The organism is Treponema sp. UBA3813, from assembly GCA_002368605.1.
In the GTDB taxonomy this organism is placed as follows: domain Bacteria; phylum Spirochaetota; class Spirochaetia; order Treponematales; family Treponemataceae; genus Treponema_D.
Window position 1 is genome coordinate 1 of record DFEB01000049.1, and the last position, 18,438, is coordinate 18,438.

At 43.2% G+C, this 18,438-nt stretch carries 17 protein-coding genes; 7 read left to right on the forward strand and 10 right to left on the reverse strand.

Annotated elements, in window-relative coordinates; genetic code table 11:
• From B2089_RS07920 to B2089_RS07950, 7 genes are all read left to right on the forward strand, one after another.
• A partial coding sequence (locus B2089_RS07920) for an N-6 DNA methylase (protein WP_296686655.1) occupies nt 1-1,388 on the forward strand: 1,388 nt, incomplete at its 5' end.
• Nucleotides 1,389-1,512: 124 nt separating this feature from the next.
• Entirely contained in the window at nt 1,513-2,286 is a 774-nt protein-coding gene (locus B2089_RS07925; RefSeq protein ID WP_296686659.1) for an ABC transporter ATP-binding protein, read from the forward strand.
• Nucleotides 2,283-4,460, forward strand: a complete 2,178-nt coding sequence (locus B2089_RS07930) for a GldG family protein (protein WP_296686661.1) — start codon at nt 2,283-2,285, stop codon at nt 4,458-4,460. Before B2089_RS07925 ends, B2089_RS07930 begins: the two co-directional genes overlap by 4 nt.
• A 43-nt stretch (nt 4,461-4,503) precedes the next feature.
• Nucleotides 4,504-5,448 carry a hypothetical protein gene (locus B2089_RS07935; protein WP_296325045.1) on the forward strand — a complete coding sequence of 315 codons (945 nt, stop codon included), beginning with the start codon at nt 4,504-4,506 and terminating at the stop codon, nt 5,446-5,448.
• Between the two features lie 16 nt (nt 5,449-5,464).
• Entirely contained in the window at nt 5,465-6,715 is a 1,251-nt protein-coding gene (locus B2089_RS07940; RefSeq protein WP_296325049.1) for a hypothetical protein, read from the forward strand.
• A 94-nt stretch (nt 6,716-6,809) separates the two neighbouring features.
• The gene (locus B2089_RS07945) at nt 6,810-8,615 is read left to right on the forward strand and encodes a hypothetical protein (RefSeq protein WP_296325052.1); all 1,806 of its coding nucleotides are present in this window, start codon (nt 6,810-6,812) and stop codon (nt 8,613-8,615) included.
• 23 nt (nt 8,616-8,638) lie between these two features.
• On the forward strand, nt 8,639-9,601 hold the full coding sequence (locus tag B2089_RS07950; protein WP_296325055.1) for a DUF4340 domain-containing protein: 963 nt from the start codon (nt 8,639-8,641) through the stop codon (nt 9,599-9,601).
• Here B2089_RS07950 and B2089_RS07955 read toward each other — a convergent pair.
• The 10 genes from B2089_RS07955 to B2089_RS08000 form a co-directional block, all read right to left on the reverse strand.
• Entirely contained in the window at nt 9,598-10,095 is a 498-nt protein-coding gene (locus B2089_RS07955) for a CPBP family intramembrane glutamic endopeptidase (RefSeq protein ID WP_296325058.1), read from the reverse strand. The two genes, B2089_RS07950 and B2089_RS07955, sit on opposite strands and share 4 nt — an antisense overlap.
• A gap of 404 nt (nt 10,096-10,499) precedes the next feature.
• Nucleotides 10,500-11,033 carry a 3-isopropylmalate dehydratase small subunit gene (locus tag B2089_RS07960; protein WP_296686667.1) on the reverse strand — a complete coding sequence of 178 codons (534 nt, stop codon included), beginning with the start codon at nt 11,031-11,033 and terminating at the stop codon, nt 10,500-10,502.
• Between the two features lie 39 nt (nt 11,034-11,072).
• Complete coding sequence (locus B2089_RS07965) at nt 11,073-12,359, reverse strand: 3-isopropylmalate dehydratase large subunit (RefSeq protein WP_296325064.1); 1,287 nt, start codon at nt 12,357-12,359, stop codon at nt 11,073-11,075.
• Nucleotides 12,360-12,404: 45 nt separating this feature from the next.
• Nucleotides 12,405-13,397 (reverse strand): D-2-hydroxyacid dehydrogenase, encoded by a 993-nt coding sequence (locus B2089_RS07970; RefSeq protein ID WP_296325066.1) that lies wholly within the window; start codon nt 13,395-13,397, stop codon nt 12,405-12,407.
• Between the two features lie 10 nt (nt 13,398-13,407).
• Complete coding sequence (locus B2089_RS07975) at nt 13,408-13,617, reverse strand: cation transporter (RefSeq protein ID WP_296325068.1); 210 nt, start codon at nt 13,615-13,617, stop codon at nt 13,408-13,410.
• Nucleotides 13,618-13,712: 95 nt separating this feature from the next.
• Nucleotides 13,713-14,765, reverse strand: coding sequence for a 23S rRNA (adenine(2503)-C(2))-methyltransferase RlmN (gene rlmN, locus B2089_RS07980; RefSeq protein WP_296325071.1), 1,053 nt, complete (start codon nt 14,763-14,765; stop codon nt 13,713-13,715).
• Nucleotides 14,766-14,796: 31 nt separating this feature from the next.
• Nucleotides 14,797-15,948 carry a tetratricopeptide repeat protein gene (locus B2089_RS07985; protein WP_296325073.1) on the reverse strand — a complete coding sequence of 384 codons (1,152 nt, stop codon included), beginning with the start codon at nt 15,946-15,948 and terminating at the stop codon, nt 14,797-14,799.
• A 31-nt stretch (nt 15,949-15,979) separates the two neighbouring features.
• On the reverse strand, nt 15,980-16,318 hold the full coding sequence (locus B2089_RS07990; RefSeq protein WP_296325074.1) for a hypothetical protein: 339 nt from the start codon (nt 16,316-16,318) through the stop codon (nt 15,980-15,982).
• A gap of 72 nt (nt 16,319-16,390) precedes the next feature.
• Nucleotides 16,391-16,933, reverse strand: a complete 543-nt coding sequence (rsmD, locus tag B2089_RS07995) for a 16S rRNA (guanine(966)-N(2))-methyltransferase RsmD (RefSeq protein WP_296325076.1) — start codon at nt 16,931-16,933, stop codon at nt 16,391-16,393.
• A 24-nt stretch (nt 16,934-16,957) separates the two neighbouring features.
• Complete coding sequence (locus B2089_RS08000) at nt 16,958-18,250, reverse strand: ankyrin repeat domain-containing protein (protein ID WP_296325078.1); 1,293 nt, start codon at nt 18,248-18,250, stop codon at nt 16,958-16,960.
• Nucleotides 18,251-18,438: the final 188 nt, after the last annotated feature.

Consider the following 18,438-nt stretch of genomic DNA (forward strand, 5'->3'; position numbering starts at 1 on the left):
TTTCTGGTGACGCGCAGAGAATAGAACAGCTGGGATGGATGATTACGCTTAAAATCATTGATGATAAGGAAGCTGAAATGGAGCTTATCAGCGATAATTATGTTTCTGTGATTCCGAGCGAGCTGCAGTGGAGGAACTGGGCGGCAGACAGTGAAGGTATGACTGGGGATGCGCTTAAGGATTTTGTTGATAATAAGCTTTTTCCCGGTTTGCAGAATCTGGATGTTTCTACCGGCAACAAGCGGGCTGTTTTGATTCGTGATATTTTTGCGGGCACAAACAACTACATGAAAAACGGAACTATAATCCGCCAGGTTGTAAACAAGCTTAATGAAATTGATTTTAATGCCAGCGAAGACCGTCACATGTTCGGCGATATTTACGAAGGTCTTTTGCGTGATTTGCAGAGTGCCGGAAACTACGGTGAGTTTTACACTCCGCGCGCTGTTACAGAAATTATGACAGAGATTATTAATCCGCGTCTTGGCGAAAAAGTGCTTGACCCTGCTTGTGGTACCGGCGGCTTTTTGACGAGTGCAATTGAAAATATCAGAAAGCAGGATGTTCATTCTGTTGAAGATTTGAAGGTGCTTGAAGAAACAATTCGTGGTCAGGAACTTAAACCGCTTCCTTTTATGCTTTGTGTTACAAACCTTATTCTGCATGATATTGAAGTTCCGAATGTTATGAACATGGACAGCCTGAACCGCGAGTATACAAGCATCGGCGCAAAAGAACGTGTTGATGTTATCCTTGCTAATCCACCTTTTGGTGCCAGCGTTTCTGATGGTGTGGAAACAAATTATCCTGCTGCATTCAGAACTACAGAAAGCGCAGATTTGTTTTTGCTCTTGATGATTCGATATTTGCGTGATGGCCTGCCTGACGGCAAGGCAGGTGGCCGTGCTGCAATTGTTTTGCCTGATGGCTCGTTGACCGGCGACGGTGTAAAACAGAGAATCCGCGAAGAGTTCTTGACTCAGTGTAACGTGCACACAATTGTGCGTTTGCCTAATTCTGTTTTCCAGCCTTATGCTAGTGTTGCTACAAATCTCTTGTTTTTTACAAAGGGCGAGCCTACTAAAGAAATCTGGTACTGGGAACACAAGCTGCCGGAAGGTCAGAAATCTTATTCAAAAACAAAGCCGATTCAGAAGAGCGAGTTTGCTTCTCTTAAAGAATGGTGGGACAAGCGAGTCGAAAACGAACAGGCATGGAAAGTTCCTGTAGAAAAGATTGCCGAAAGCGGATGGAATCTTGATATTAAAAATCCATTTGTGAAGGAAGAGGAAGTTACTCATACAACTGCAGAACTGCTGGATATGCTTAGCGTGTCGTTTAAGAAAAGCGAAGAGTTGATTGAGGAATTGAAGAAAGAATTGAAATAAAGCCTTAATGCTCATTTTTTCAATATTCGATTTCCAACTTAAAGGAACTACCATTATGATCCAACTAACAAACTTCACCAAATCCTACTCCTCAAAATCGTCCTTCGCAGTATCGGACATAAACATGACCTGCGAGAAGGGTTGCATCACAGGCATTCTTGGCCTTAACGGAGCGGGCAAAACCACAATCCTAAAAGCCATCACCGCCCGCCACTTTGCCACAAGCGGGAGCGTTCTTGTCGAAGGAATAGAAGCCAGCGAAAACGCCGAGCAGGTTCGGAATCTCACAGGTTTTGTAGAAGAAGAGCCAAAACTCCCCGGCGAATACACAGTAGAAGAGTATCTGAACATGGTCGCAAGCCTTCATGGTCAGAAAATGCCCTGCATGGATGCAGGGACAAGAGCAAAGAGAGAATTTTCTGAAAGAAAATTCTCGTACGAATCAAAAAATCCACGGACGGATTTTTTGTTCGAATCATCTGCGTCCATCTGCGTTAATCCGCGTCTAATTGAATCTCTTTCCCTTAAAGAAATCTTCCACAAAAAGATAAAAACTCTCTCCAAAGGGCAGCGTCAGCGTGTCAATTTCGCACAAGCACTCATCTATAACCCAAAGGTTTTGGTTTTGGACGAGCCAGCCTCTGGCCTTGACCCGGCCCAAATCATTAACATGCGCTCTCTCGTAAAGTCGCTCAAAGCCGACCACACGATTTTGCTTTCTACTCATCTCATGCAGGAAGTCGATTCGCTTTGCGACAAGGTTTACATCCTTCATCAGGGAAAAATCGCCGCAAGCGGAAGGCCAGAAGAAATCGCTTCCCAATTCAAGTGTAAAAACCTTGAGGAAGCCTTCTTTAAAATCACCAGCGCGAGTGATATAGTAGGGGAGCAAAAATGAAAAAATTTCTTCCCCTTTACAAATCCGCGCTTTTTTCATACCTGATTGACCCGCTTTTTTATGTCTCGTCCTTACTCACGATTCTTTTCTGTGCATTCAGGTTCTTTTTCGGCTCAAAATTTTTCGTGGCAGGGTTAGGCTCCACAGACTTGCGCCCATTTTTCAATTCTGTTCCCATCATTTCAATCCTCACGATTCCTCTTCTCACATTCAGGCTTCGCAGTCTTCTTCTCGACGATTCTCTCCCGGTCAAGTCTTTCCAAAGATTTTTCGCGCTCGCCACGGCCTCTTTCACGGCTTTTTTCCTTCCGATTCTTCTTCTGATTTCGATTCCGCTTTCTGTTTTGCGTTTTGGCTCTGTGGAGCCTGGTCAGTGCCTTGCGGGATTTCTGGGGCTTTTCCTCTACGGATTTTCTGCCGCCTCGCTTTCGGCATTTTTCTTTGCGATTTTTTATTCTTCACCGGCACTTCCGCTGATTTTTTCGGCTGTCGTTCTTGCTCTCGTCAATTTTCTTCATCTTCTGCCTCTTTATGTGAAGACAGGCTCGCTTCTCGCATTTTTCTGCAAGGCTTTTTCTTTCGCCTGGCATTTCGATTCCTTCTCAAAGGGAATTCTGGATTCCCGAAATTTCTTCTATTATATAGCCGCTTCGTTCGTGCTTCTTTTGCTTTCGGCACATTTTGAATACAAACGGCTCGGTAAAAAATCTTCCCGACTCACGATTCTGCTTTTCACGATGATTCTCCTTTTCCTTTCGGCTTCTTCACAAAATCTTTATTTCAGATTCGATTTGACAAGGGAAAAGCAGTTCACGGTCTCGCGCACGAGCAAAAATCTTCTTTCCGCTCTTGAAAGTGACCTTCGTATCACATATTTTCGTTCCGCTGAGCTTAAAAATCTTTACCCGCAGACTGAAGATGTAGCCGAATTTTTACAGGATTATGCTTCGAGCCAGAAAAATATCACGCTCACACTCGAAAAGGCTGATGAAGAAAAACTCAAGGCCTTGGGTATTCAGGGCCAGCAAATAAGGCACGACAACGGCACAAAAACAGAATTCGTCACGGTCTATTCGGCTGTCCTTCTGCAGTATCTCGAAAAGTCCTCGATTATTCCCTTTGTCCTCTCAACCCAGACTCTTGAATATGATTTGAGCCAGCGAGTTCAGCAATTTATCACCCAAAAAGAAAGAAAACTTTACCTTTTATGCGGTAACGGACGCACGATTGAAGAATCTTACATGTATGTTCCGGCCTGGCTTGAAAACCGGGGCTTTACGGTCGAAGTCCTTAATGACTTTACGGCCACCGAAGTTCTCAGAAATTTAACCGCTGACGACCAAATCGCCATTTTCGGCACAAAAGATTTTTCTCAGGAAGAAGCGATTCTTATAGAAAACGCGATTGAAAAGGGCTGCAAGGCATTTTTTGCGGCAAGCCCGTATCACACTACGATTGAAGACGAATGGAAAATCTCAAAGCCCCAGAACGACCTGCTTATTTCCTATCTCAACGGAAAGGGTTTTGCATTTGAGAATGCGCTGGTCGAAGACATCTCCTGCTATCCGCTCACAATGCAAAGCGGCGAGGGGAACACAGCCGAATATACAACGCAGAATTATCCTCTTTGGGTGGCCCTGCAGAATCAAAAAGAAGCGAAGCAGGGCGCGACAATCTTTTGGGCAAGTCCCCTTGCTCTTTACAATGATGCCGAGCCGCTTTTGTTCACGACCAATCTTGCCTGGCTTCAAAAGCCCGCTCCAAACGCAAATGAAGATTTATTTCTCACAAATCCCTTCACGCTCCCCAAAACAGCAGCCCAAAGTGATTCTCAGACCGGGCAATTCGTAGTAGCCGCCAAAAAAGGAAATATCTCGCTCGTCTCAGACCAGTTTTTCGTCTCAAGCCTCATGACAGGCTTCATTTCAGGCGAAAGTACGGGCGACTTCAGAAACTACGACTATCTTACAAAGGAACTTTTGAATCTCCGTGGAGAAGAGGAGCTTTCCGATCTCATGCAAAAATCCGCCCCAATCACGGCATTGTATAAAATCACGGACGCCTCCCAGTTCAATTCCGCAAGAAAAGTCACAATCGCGCTGAATTTTGGCATTCTCCCGCTTCTGATTCTGGCTTTTTTTGTTTTCATTCAGCTAAAGAGGAGGGGAAAATAATGACAGTCGGAATTTACGGCAGAATGTATATGGGAGCAGAAAAATGAAAAAAACGATTGCAGCAATCACATTGCTCGCATCTTTGTGTGCGAATATCTTTGCGGACGGAAAGCCTTCCTGGTATACGGAAGAAGTGCTGGTGAGCGAAATGGAAATCAGGCGCAAGAATTCCGAAGGCGTATATGCTGACTTTATCGACAGGACATTTTCTGCCTGCGCGCATGTTCGTGTTACAGATGAAATCCAGTCACTTGAAGAAGCACGCGCAAAAGCTGAAAAAGCCGCTTCGGAAAAACTCGATTCATATTTTAAGGACCACAAAGAAAATGATGCACTCAAAGGAAAGCATGAACTGTACAGCTGGAGCTATGATTATTCCCTTGAAAACGGCGGAGCCTATGTTCAGGTTCAGGTTGTAGTCAAAAAAGAAAAGCCAAAGGTAACTTCAGCAGCTTTATCGACGGATTCGAAAAAAAATCTTTCAGAGAATTCTAATATAGGCTCCCGCATAATCAGCTATGATTCAGAACGCATGACCCTCGTTGACAAAATTAATTTTGCGTCAGAAGAAGCCTTGGAATCCCACAAAGTCTCCCTTACCACAAAAGAAGATGAAAACGGAAACAAAATAAGCAAATATTCAAAGACAAAGCAGGCATTTTATTATCCGGACGGAGTTTTAATTCATGATACTACTTACAATCTTACAGACACCCTTTTTCAGTTCAATCTTAAGAATACCGTAAAAGGCCGCAAAACCCTGATTGTAATCAGAATTGATACCCTATACGACAACGATGAAATAGTGCTTTCATACAAAGGACAGGACTATAAATCAAAAATCGATAAAGACACGAAAAACCGCTGGCGTAATATCGTTTTTGAGATTGAAGAAGGCACCATTAGCGAATACAACCCGCAGTTTTTTATCAGGGAGTCAAAATCCAAGCAGGTAATCGGAAGTATTTTTGTTTACCAGTTATTGTAATTTTTAAAGAGGAAAAATGAAAAGAGACTTCTACATTAAAGCACTGTTTCTAGCCTTCGCTTTAGCCTTGTTTTCCTGCGCCTCAGTTCCGAAAACAGTTTTTCCGCCCGATGGAATCTATTCCTACGATTTTGAGCGCTATGTCGATTGCGTTGAGGTCACGGCAATGTACAAGGCCTACGGGCTGGACGCTTACCAGAACATCCTAAAAAAATCTTATGGAAACGCTGTTCTCATGCAGGCAGGGACTTTCGTCGAGCCTGAGACAAGGATTCTGATTTCAATCTCACCGACCGGGGAAGTCACAAGCCCCCAAAATCCCTCAATCACGGGAATTTACAAAAAGAACGGCGATTTTTTCTTTCAGGGATATTATGAGGAAAACTCTCAGATTTCAAAAATCACCATCAACGGAAGGCTTCTTCTTACAAAAGAGAGCGACCGGGCATCAGAAGATTTTGACGGCGACTTTATCCTGACCGATAACGGAAGCGAACGAAAGCAGAAAGTCAGAATCGAAAAGGGTCTTTATCTCTGGGAATACGAGGAAAAAGAGGAGGGCGATTTTGAAACATGGCCCGTTATTGTCTCTTCTGACGGAAGATTTCATTCCGGCTTTGACATGACCGTTCGCTCCGGCGTTAAGAATATGAGCGACATGCTCGTCTCAAGCACATGCGAATCTTACGGAAAAGTAAAAGCTGACGGAAGCATTCAGGTTCAGACAATCACGAAAAATTACGGAAGCGGGCAGAACGGGGAAGAAGAAAGGACTGACTTTTCAGGAGTCCGCGGAAGCGAGAATTTAAGCCAGATTTCAAAAGAAAAATCCACTGACTCAAAAATCAAAAGGACACTCACAAAAACAAGCGGAAAAATGCAGGTTCCCAAAAAAGAGAATCCGCCTGAATGGTACGCGGACTTCATCCCCAACGACAGCGATTTCCTTTACGGCTCGGCAAGAAAATCTCATGCCGACAAGGAAACCGCCCTCAGAATCGCCGAGCTTACCGCAGTATCACAGATAAAATCCAGCCTTGTCCAGAAAATTCTATCCAAGTCCGAGGCAGAAAAATCAATGATACAGGAAGGGGATGGCAAAACAAAAGCCGAATCAAGATTCTTCCGGACTGCAGAAACTTTTTCTTTGATGAAGATTCCCTATGAAGTGGCTGAAAGTTTTTACGACGAAAAGACAGGCACGGCTTATGTTGTGGTAAGGCTGGGCCGAAGCCTAGCAGAAAATATTTTGGAGGGGGAAAAATGAAAGTTATTTCTAAGAAAAGCATCGTATTATTTTTGGGTTGCATGATTTGTTCGGCAGCAAATTTGTCAAAACAGAGTAAGAGGAGAAAAAGTCAATGAAAAAGATTGTTTTTGCGGCAGTGTTTTTACTGAGTGCCTTTTATGCATTCTCGGACGACGGCGGGAGTTTTTATCCAGAGGACTGGACTTACGGAAACATCTACGTAAAAGAACCGAACGAAAAGATTGCGCTTGAAAAAGAGCTGATGATTGTGGAACAGTCTTCAAAATGGGCTTGGGAGGACGAAGCGGCAAAAACACTCAAAAAACTCCACGGAAACGAAGTCGAGGCGATTTTCGGCTTCAAGAACACAACGGCTCAAACTGTGGTTGTTCCTTGTGCTTTTCCCGTCGTCGTTTCAACGCAGGTTGCTGTTAAAAAGGACGGCTTTTTGTCTAATTGTATTGAAGTGGGAAACGGCTTTAATTCCAAGCTGGACATTCTCCAGGTCGCACTCGGCAGAAAACTCAAACTTGACGAAGAGCGTGGTTGGGACAAAAATATCTGGGGAACGACCGACGCAACAAAAGAGGAATTGCTTTCTTTGGACAAAAAACTAAGGACAATCCCAATCAATGACTATCTTTCCGAGCTGAAAAACTACAAGGCAAGCGAAACGCTCAGTCCCTGCCAGATTGTACAGGACGGCAAGAAAGTCGCCGTGCAGACAGTGGGAATCGAAACATCAATCGAAAAGCACGACGAATACACAGAAGCCCTGGAAGAAAGTTCGTATAGGCACGATCAGGCTGAAGTTTACACGATAAAAGTCGTCCTGCACTTTTTCCACGAGCTGAACTTCAAGCCAGCCGCCTCTTCAACATTGAGCGTAAAATATGCGATAGACGCAGCTAAAGGCGGACGGAGCAACCGACACAGCTTTGTTTACGATATTTCCACGGGCGGAACCTGGAAAGGCGATATAAAATCCTTCGTTGTCCTTACAGACAGCTCAATGGACATCAAAAACTCAAAGACAAAGTTCGAGATTACAGACCTCGGCGAGATGTGCAACTGGAAAAGAACATATTTATATTGTGCCGAAAACTACAAGCCACAGAAAGACGAATATTTTGTATTTGATTTAAACTCTTATGGTTATGATGATGATGTGTGGCTCTCAAACAGAAAAAGTATGCAGGATTTTGTTTCGGGCGTTCGCGCTTCCTCAGAGCTTTCCGGCTCGTATAAAATTGCGGGCAAAAAAGGCAATGAATGGGCGACACAGAATTCCGGAGAGTGCAACGAAGACAGTAACCTTGAAAACTCAACTTACGAAGCAAAGACTTCTTTTGACGGCAATCTTCTGAACGGCTGGGTTGAGGGAGTCAAAGGCGACGGAATTGGCGAATGGATTGAGTTCACGCTTTCAAAAAACGTTCTCGGACCTTTTGCGACGAACGGGCTTCGGCGTTTTGGCGGCAGCCTTAAGCGAGAGACAGAAAATGGCTTAGACTGGTACTATTACGATGAAAAATCAGACGAGCCTTACAATGTTTACAAAAACGCAGGCGGAATCAAAAGCACATGGGAGTCCAACAACCGCGTGAAGTCCATGCTTCTTTCGTCTGAGGGCAAAAACATCGCAGAACTACAATTTGAGGACAAATGTCTTGAGGTTTTGACAACTCCTGCTGACTGGATTTGGCAGAGCGCGGTGAAAAATCCGCAGCTTTTGAAAGCAGGCACATACCGAATGACAATCAACAGCGTCTACAAAGGCAAAAAGTGGGACGACACAGTTCTGGGCGAAGTGTGGTTCGTTCCGATTGGGGACAAGGCGGGAAAAGCCATCTTGAACGACGACTTTTTCAAGAAGCCGATTCTTCAAAAAACAAGTCAGTTTTTGTTTTCAAAATAGAATTACAGGAAGGTGAGTAAAAAATGACCAGACAAAACAAATTTCTTTTAAAAATTCTTCTCGCATCTATTTTGATTTTCGCCTTTTCCCTGATTTTCTCAAAAAAAGAGAGGAACGCGGCGAAATCTGTTGAATCTGCAATACTGAACCCAAGCCACAAAAGCGAAGTAAGCCTGATTGAGATAGGGACGGGCGAAAGCGGCACTATCACGCTAAAAAAACAGGGGGATTTCTGGCTCCTCTCAAAAGAAAGCGAAAAGGGACAGACAATATGCACCATAGCGGACTCAAAAATCATCAACTCACTGATTGAAAATGCCGCAAAAATTCGGAAGCTCTACGCTATCTCAGAGAAATTTTCTGATTATGAAAGGCTGGGGCTCACGGAAAACTTAAGCACAAGCATAAGTTTTCTTAAAAACAATAGCAGCTTGTATACAAAAGTACACTTTGGCTATTCAGATTCCCTCACAAACAGGATTTTTCTTCGCTCAGAAAGCTCAAAAGCCGCCTACGAGTGCGAAAATGACTTTCAGCAATACCTGACGACTCAAACAAACTACTGGTCAGAAGGAGAAATTTTTCCTGAAATCGAAAATCCTGTAAAAATCACGCTTAAAATAAATGAAGGTTCGGAAGTTTCTCCTGAAAAAACACTGAGCCTCGAAGAAAAATCCCCGAATTTCACCCAAAAGACAGGCACGCTTCTTTCATTACGACATGGAAATATTTCCGAGCCAAAAGACAATTCTCATGAAGAAGCGGGCAAATCTGGAAAAAGCAGGGCAATTCTCACAATTCAAGACGGAAACGGCAGAATCGCCAGGCTGACTTTCTACGCATTGCAAGACGGCTCCTATTTTTACACAAAAAACGTCACGCCAAGCGAAATCGACAGTCAGGAAACAAGATTCGCCCTTTATTCAGAAAACGCGACGTACGAGATTTCAGAATGGACTTATAAGCGGATAATCTCGCTTTTTTAAGCAATCGCCGCCAGCACTGCAAAAGACAAAAAATTATACAGCCCATGAACCGCGAACGAAATCCAAATCATCTTTGTTTTTACCATACAGACTCGGAGGATGATTCCGCAAACAAGGGCATTCAAAAATCCAAAAAAGCCCAGGTATAAATGGGGAAGTGCAAAAAGAATAAGGGAAGCTGTCTCAGCAATAAGCGAAAGCCTTAGGTTTATTTTTTCATTCTGAGGATTTTTCCGCACCTTGAATAAAAGCTCCTTCAAGGCTCTAGGAAGATAAAAACGATAAATCACTTCCTCAAAGAAAGCCGCAAAAATCACGCCGAAGACAAAATCAACTTTTCCGAGAAATCCTGCTGGAAAGACGACAGAATGAAGCCCCGCCTTGCTTCCCGCAAAAAAAGCAATCAGCTCAAAAATCACCGAAGAAAGGCAAAGGGCGCCAAAAGTGACAAGGGCATTGCTGGAATAAAGAAAAAAAGGCTGCCTCTCAGACAAAATTTCCTCTTCAAAAATCTTCCCCTTAAGCGCAGAAATATATATCAAAAATGCTATAGCTCCCAAAAGAAAAGTGGAAAAAGGGTAGAAAGCCACAAATTTATCATTCCGCTCCACAAAAAACTGAAAAACAATCGGCGGAATCACCAGAAAGAGAAGAACATAAAGAAAAACAAGCCAAGCAAAAAAACTTTTTTTCATCAGAAAATAGCCAAAAGCAGACTCTCTGCAAAGAAAGAGTAATCAAAATATGTCCGAAATGCAAAAAAAATGGGCGGAGTCGGGGTTCTGACAAAAAATCGCTTTGAAGAGCGAAGCGTCCCGAAGGGCTTCAACCGCGATTTGTTTGGCAGGTTCCCGACGGGAGCCCATTTTTTTGTAAGCTGATTGCAGCTTATTTTTGATTAATATTTCGAATCCGCGAAACCAATCCAGCCTTCGTTCTCGACGAGAGCCTTTTCAAATCCCTCAAGCTTGAATGGATAGCTCTTTGAAAGGCTGCCAGCAATGAGCTTTACCTTCCAGGTTCCGTCTTCTTTCTGTTCGATTTTGCACTCGCAGTCCTTGTTGCCGAAAGTGCGGAACATGTCATCAATGTCTTTTTTTGGCATGTTGAGAGCCAAAAGACCGCAGTTGTACATGTTCTGATAGAAAATTCGTGCAAAGTTCGGGGCGATGACGGTGTAGATTCCGTTCACTTCCAAAGCCCAGGGAGCATGCTCACGGCTTGAACCGCAACCAAAATTCTCGCGGGTGATAATTACCTTTTTGTTAGGAACATCGCGTTTTGCATCGAATCCTTCAAGTTTAAGATCTTCAAGAAGGTAAGGCTTGAGTGCCTGTTTTGAGACTTCCGTAAGATATTTTGCAGGGATGATTTCGTCAGTATTGATATCTGAGCGATCCAAGAAGAGTACATCTCCACCAAAAGCTTTCATAGTTTTCTCCTTTTAAGCTTCTATAATAAAACGGCTTAATTAGCCTTTGTAAAGTTCAGAATTTGCGATAGTTCCGGTAATTGCCGTTGCCGCAGCGGAAGCAGGGCTCATCAAGTGAACCATGCCGCCCTTACCCATTCGACCGTTGAAGTTGCGGTTTGTGGTTGAGGCACAGACTTCGCCCTCAGCGAGAACGCCGTTTGACATACCCAAGCAAGCGCCGCAAGTCGGGTTAGTTACGCAGAAACCTGCATCAAGGAAAATATCGATGATTCCCTCGTCCACAGCCATCTTGTAGATTTTCGGAGTTGCAGGAGAAACGATTCCGCGGACTCCGTCTGCAAGATGGTGGCCTTTGAGAACTTTTGCCGCAATTCTAAGGTCAGAGATTCGTCCGTTTGTGCATGAGCCGATGTAAACCTGATCGACTTTTGTGCCTTTCATGTCAGAAATCTTTTTAATCTGATCCGGCTTGTAGTTGATAGTGCAGACAGGAGCCAAGTTTGACAAATCTTCAGTAATGACTTTTACATACTCAGCGTCGTCATCGTCACGCCATTTTGCGTAATCAGCGATAGCATCTTCCTTTGATTTGTATTCGTCTTTGATGAATTCCCAAAGGTAATCAACGGTTTTTGCGTCAGGGAAACAGATTCCGCTGGTACCGCCGGCTTCGATTGCCATGTTACAGAGAGTCATTCGCTCTTCCATATCCATGTTGTCAACGACCGGGCCTGTGAACTCGATAACGCAGTTTGTGGCTCCGTTTACGCCGATTTTACCGATAAGGTGAAGGATTACATCCTTTGCGTAAACGCCTTCTTTAAGTTTGCCGTTCAATACGAATTTGATTGATTTTGGCTCACGGAAAGAGCAAACGCCCTTAAGGATTCCAACCTCAAGGTCAGTCGTGCCGACACCAGCGGCGAAAGCACCGAAGGCTCCGTGAGTACAAGTGTGGCTGTCACCCATGATTACAGTATAGCCCGGTCGGACAAAGCCTTTTTCGGGGAAAATGGCATGGCAGACACCGTTTGCACCGATATCGAAGAAGTCTTTGATATTGTTGCGGTGAGCCCAGTCACGCAAAATCTTTGACTGTGTTGCAGTTTTGCTGTCTTTTGAAGGAGTTACATGGTCGATGACAGCCTTAATCTTTGTGGCATCGAAAACACGGTCTTTGCCCCGCTCAACCAAATCATTGATTGCGACAGGCGTTGTGATTTCATGACAGAAAACGCGGTCAAGTTTGAGAACATAAGTTCCCGGAAAGGGAGTGTCAACAAGATGTGACTCAAAAATCTTTTGGGCGATTGTTTTTCCCATTTTTTATACCTCTTTATAAATGTCATGCCGAAAAAATCAGCATCTTTAATTTACTACATTAACTGGCTTTCCTGCCATGAATGCTTTGATATTCCCGATTGCGATGTCAAGCAAGCGAAGCCGGGTTTCTTTTGGTGCCCAAGCCAAATGGGGCGTAATAAGGCAATTCGGGGCTTTATAGAGCGGACAATTTTTGCTCATTGGCTCTTCCAAAAGAACATCCGCCGCATAAGCCGCGATTTTTTTAGAATCAAGAGCCGCCCTTACATCTTTTTCGCTAATCATTCCGCCACGAGCCGTGTTTATGAGAATTGCGGAAGGTTTCATAAGAGAAAGAGTGTTTTCATTAACCAGCTCTGTTGTTTCAGGAGTGAGGGGCGCATGAAGGGATAGGAAATCTGATTTTTTGAACAAATCCTCAAGAGAAACAGAAGAAATTTCAGAAAGTTTTGAAGATGGAAGGGAAAGGCAATCCAAGCCCTTTTTAAAAGATTCCTCAGAATGAGCGTGTACGATAACCTTCATGCCGAAAGAAAGTGCGATTTCTGCCACCTTCTGACCAATATGGCCGAAACCAAAAATGCCTAAGGTTTTGCCGGAAAGTTCCGTGAGGGGGGAGAGCCAGTAACAAAAATCAGGATTTGAAATCCACTTGCCCTCGTGAACAGAAGCTGAATGAGAAGCCACAAGATTTGTGAAATGAAGGATAAAAGCAAAGACATGCTGGGCAACCGCATTGGTACTGTAAGAAGGAATATTAGTAACCGTGATTCCGCGCTCGCGGCAAGCCTTTGTGTCAACAACATTGTAGCCTGTGGCAAGAACGCCAACATAGCGAAGACGAGGACATTTCTCGATAATTTCGCTTGTGATTCGGACTTTGTTTAAAAGAATGATTTCGCTGTCGCCGATTCGCTCGGCAACGAGTTCTTGAGGAGAACGATCGTATACTGTAAATTCACTTGCAAGAGCCTTTACTCCATCCCAAGAAAGATCCCCAGGATTGAGACCATGCCCGTCAAGAACTGTTATTTTCATATAAATGCCGTTAGCCTAAAACCGCAATTCCAGTAGATGAGATAGCGGCATTGATGGCATCCTCGATACCACCCACACCTTCGTCAAAATCTACAAGAACTTGTGATTTATCAGGATTTGCATTGCAGCTTGTGACTCCTGCTACAGCTTTAACCGCAGCATCAACTTTTGCGGCTACATCAGGGTCGAACATGCCGTCAACATAAATTTTTTTCTGCATTTATGATTACTCCAAATTGCGTGATTTCCTAATTATAAACGGTATATCGGAAAAATTCAACAAAAATAGTCTTAAGTCGTTTTTAAAAAACCACTTTATTCGGCGAGTTTTTTCCCGTTCCCCTGAGTCTCTGCAAGAGTTTTCCCCAGCTGACCGCAGGCTCCACCGATTTCCCGTCCTCGCCGAGTCCTGAGCGTCACATTGATTCCAGCCTTTTCAAGATGATAGACGAAATTCTTACATTCCTTTGCGCTGGGCTCGCTGAATTCCAAGCCCTCAACCGGATTCCATGGAATAAGATTCACATGAACATCAAGACCGCGGGCAAAATTTATCATGTTAGTCGCGCTTTCAATGCTGGTGTTAGTGTCATGGAGCAAAGCCGCTTCCAGTGTGACCCGCTTACCTGTTTTTTGGGCAAAATAGTCTATTGCCTTTCGCAATTCGGGCAGGGGATTAGTACGGCAGATTGGCATGAGTTTCTCGCGGAGCTCGTTATCAGCCGTGGTAAGGGAAACAGCCAGTCGAATCTGAGGACCGTTATCCGCCAGATCGTAAATTCCTTTGATTACGCCTGAAGTTGAGAGGGTGATTCTTCGTCCGGAAAGGGCACGGCCCTCTTTATTCGTGAGGATTGCGATTGCTTTCCGCACATTAGGAAGATTCATCATCGGCTCACCCATGCCCATAAAAACAATATTATCAAGATTTCCGGCATGTTTTTCCAGAGCCAAAAATTGCTCCACGATTTCGCCTGCTGTAAGATTTCTCGCAAGTCCTAAATGCCCTGTCTGGCAGAAAGCACAGTTCATGGCGCAGCCTACCTGACAAGAGACGCAGGCAGTCTTCCGCTCCTCACGGTCAGTTAGAAGAACTGTCTCAACGGCAAGACCGTCAGAAAGAGTAACCTGCAATTTGATTGTGCCGTCCGGATCTTTGAGAACCTTAGAAACGGAAGTAGAGCGGAGAGTTGCCTTCTGTGAAAGCTGGTCGCGAAGTTCTTTGGAAAGGTTGGTCATCTCGTCAAAAGATTCTGCTCCCTTTCCAATCCACTGAAAAATCTGCTTGCCCCTAAAAGACTGTTTTAGGGAAAGAGCCTGACATATTTCCTCTGGCAGAAGCCCTGCTAAAGCTGTTTTATCGTCCATAATTTATATATGATACAATAAAACAAAAAAATTATACAGACTCTCTTTCAAGGCGGTTGAGCATGTCGGCGACTGCAGGTGAGCGAACGCCATAGCGAGAAACATTCTTCAAAGTTTCGATAGCCTTTGGTTTCTGCCCCAATTTAACATAGCAATCAGACAAATCGATATAGAAGCGGAAATTCTTCGGGTCCCCTTTAATCAAGCCCTGCAAGCGTTCTGCAGCCTCTTCGTAGCGACCTTCACCCTTACAGATTAAAGCCAAGCCCAAAGCCGCGTAGACATCAAATTCGATATCCATTGCCTTATTATAATATTCTGCGGCTGTTTTGTAATCGCCCGTATTTCGGTAGGCATCGCCCGCACGAGTGAGGATTACTTTGTTTTCAGGATCCAGCTCAAGGATTTTATTCCAGTATTCGATTGAGCGGAACTGCTGGTTCATACCACGGTAACAGTCAGCCAGCCCAAAGAGAGCATAGAAATTGTTGGGTTCCTTTTGCAATGCCCTCTCAAAATAAGTAACACCTTTTTCAAAAGTTTTGAGTTTTCGGTGACAGTTTCCGATTGAAGTAAGGACCCGGATATCAACGAAATCAACATTCTTTTCCAGCATTTTCGTCCAATAGTAAAGCGCATCACGATATTCTTTAAAATCGTAGTGAAGATGACCAAGGCCGATGAGGGCATAAGAATTATCCTCTTCCATGTCAAGGACAGAAAGATAAAGCTCTTTTGACTTTTTAAAATCACGGATTTTTCGGTATGCGTCGGCAACACGGGTAAGAACCGTAATATTACGATCATCATGAACAAGGTACTGCTCCCAAATTGCAATTGCCTTGTGATACTGATTCATAGCCTTGTAACAATCTGCCAAACCGAAGAGGGCATAATTGTTTCCAGGATGATAATCAAGACATTTTGAATAATATTCGACAGCCTCGTGGAAATGCCCCTGCTTACGCTCTGCGTCCCCCAAACCCACAAGGGCATAATTATTGTTCTCGTCAATTTTCAGAATTTTATAAAAAGCATCTTTAGCCTCATCAATTCGATTATCTTTGATAAGCTGATAACCCTGCTTTGACAAGTCAGAGATTTCTGCGGAAACACCACCCTCTGGAACGAAATCGACCTCGGCCTGTGGAATATCAAAGTCTTTGAACAATTCATCGCTCATGTTTTCCTCACTTTTTTAAATATTTTTATTTTTATTTAAGCAATATCGAAATGATACTAGCTATTTTTTCGTAAACTGCCTCTGATTTCGCCCGATTATTAGCTAAAAGATAATATTTGAGCGCAATGAGAGAACGGTTTTGTTTCATGTAAAGATCGCCAATCCGGGCAAGCCCGTCAGAATAGCCAGTGGTAACAAAAATCCTGCAAGCGGCATCGTACTTACCTTCATTAAAAAGCACATTGCCTTTGCGATTGAGAACAGCTTTTTGCTCGGAAGACAAACCCTGCATTGGTTTATCAGTAACTTTGATAAATCCCTCAGGGATGCTGTGAGCAGCCAGAGTGTTTTTTACTTTTGCTTCATCCAACTTTTTTACCTGATGACAATTTTACATATACTTATGTTATCATAATTTAGTCAAAAGTCAATATAATTTAAGTTAATTTTTGGAATAAAAATGGACGATTGATCTGCCATAAACACGCTTATCTTTGAGCATTAGCGAGCCAATCTGATCAGGAAGCATATCCTCTTCAGGAAAGTGAATCATGACCAAGCCGCCGTTATTTACCAGCGAGCGTTTTTCGATTGTCTTGAGCAAATCAAGGCGATACTTATACGGAAAAGGTGGATCCAAAAAAATATAATCAAAAGTGTCTTTACATCTTTTAAGGAAGAGTTCAACGGCCATAAAATGACAAGCGATTTTCACGCCAAGTTCTTTTTCAGTGATAGAGACATTTTCAAGCACCTGCTTTATTTTAATTTTGTCTTTTTCGCAAAGCTGAACTTCTTTTGAGCCCCTGGAAACAGCTTCAATCGCAATCGTACCGCTGCCAGAAAACAAATCTAGCCAGGATTTACCGTCCAAATCACCGAGGATTGCAAAAACAGACTCCCTCATTCTGTCCATAGCCGGTCTGATTATTCCGTCCGGGCATTTTATTATACGACCTTTTAATGTTCCGCCAGTAATACGCATATTTTTTTCCTTGTTTAAATAAGATTATGAATTCGGATTCAAAGACCAAAAAATGACATTATGGGGAAGCTTCTTGTTTTCTTTTGCGTAATCAAACGCAGTCTTTCCAGTCGAATCTTCAATTTGTTTTTTTGATGCCCCATTTTTTAGCAGCCATTCAATTATTTGAGTATTTTTGTTCGTCTGGCAAGCAATCATGAGCGGCGTTTTTCCATTATATGGAATATTAAGAGAAACACCTCTGTCAATAAAAGCCTGTAGGACATAGGGTTTGTTCAGATTAGAAATTCCATAAGCCAACGCACCACGAGCCTGCTCTGAATCAGCAGGGTAGGTATCAAGCAAAAGCGAAAGAACCTCAGGATTATCAGAAAAACCAGCGGCAAGCACAAGGGCTGTAAGACCATAAATATTCTTAAGCGAACAGTCAGAGCCTTTACACAAAAGAAGTTTCGTAACATCAGCATTCTTCTGAAACCTAGCCGCATACATTAAAGCAGTCCAGCCATCATTATCTTTCGCATTGATATCAGCACCAGAATAGATAAGATTCTCAATCAGCGGAATATCACCTTTCTTGGCTGCAAACATCAATTTTGTCCTGCCAACAGAGTCCTTTTCGTTCGCACCTTCGATAATTTTCCGCTCAGCTTCTTCAGCCTCAATAAGGCTTTCTGGAATCTTCATGTCAGAAAGCTCATTATTACTTGCATAGTCATACAAATAAATGCTCTCAGGGATAACCGATGGAGAAGCCAGAGCTGTCAAATCAAGCAGTGAATTCACATCAGAAGAAGTGTCAACTTCCTCAATTACATTTGCCTGCTCCTGAAGTTCTACAGTCTCTTCTCCGATGGAAACAGAGTTTTCTTCCGGGATAAGGCTTTCTTCTGTGACAGGGCTTTCTTCAGGGATAGGCTCTTCATCTGGGACAGGGCTTTCTTCAGGGATAGGCTCTTCATCTGGGACAGGTATTTCTTCTTTTAAATCAGTTTCCGACTCACTTTCTTTTTGAGGTTCATGCGCATACAAAGAAAGCAAATCGAGAATTTCTTTAGATTTTGTCGCATTAAATCGCGCATAATCAAAACTTGTTAATCCGTTATTATCCTGATGAAGAATCCGTTTTTCTTTTTTTGAATTACTTTCGGCCTCATAAGAAAGAACATTGCTTATAACATCGATGTCATCTTCATATTGGCAGGCATACATAAATGCAGTAACTCCATTTTTCGTCACTGAATCAGGGGAAAGATCGGCTTGTCTGAGAATCAAATCAATAATTGCATTGTCTCTATTATTTTTTAACGCTGCCATGAGCAAATTTTCTTTTTCCGATGAACGAGTATGTTTTTTGAAAGAGTAATCAGTCTCAATTGCACGCCGAATTTCACTCTCAGATCCACTTTCAACAAGTTTAAATACATTGTCAGTCCATGGAAAAGCTGATAAGGCTGCAAGAGAAAAGAAAAATATAATTCGTGAACCGAATTTTTTCATTCCTA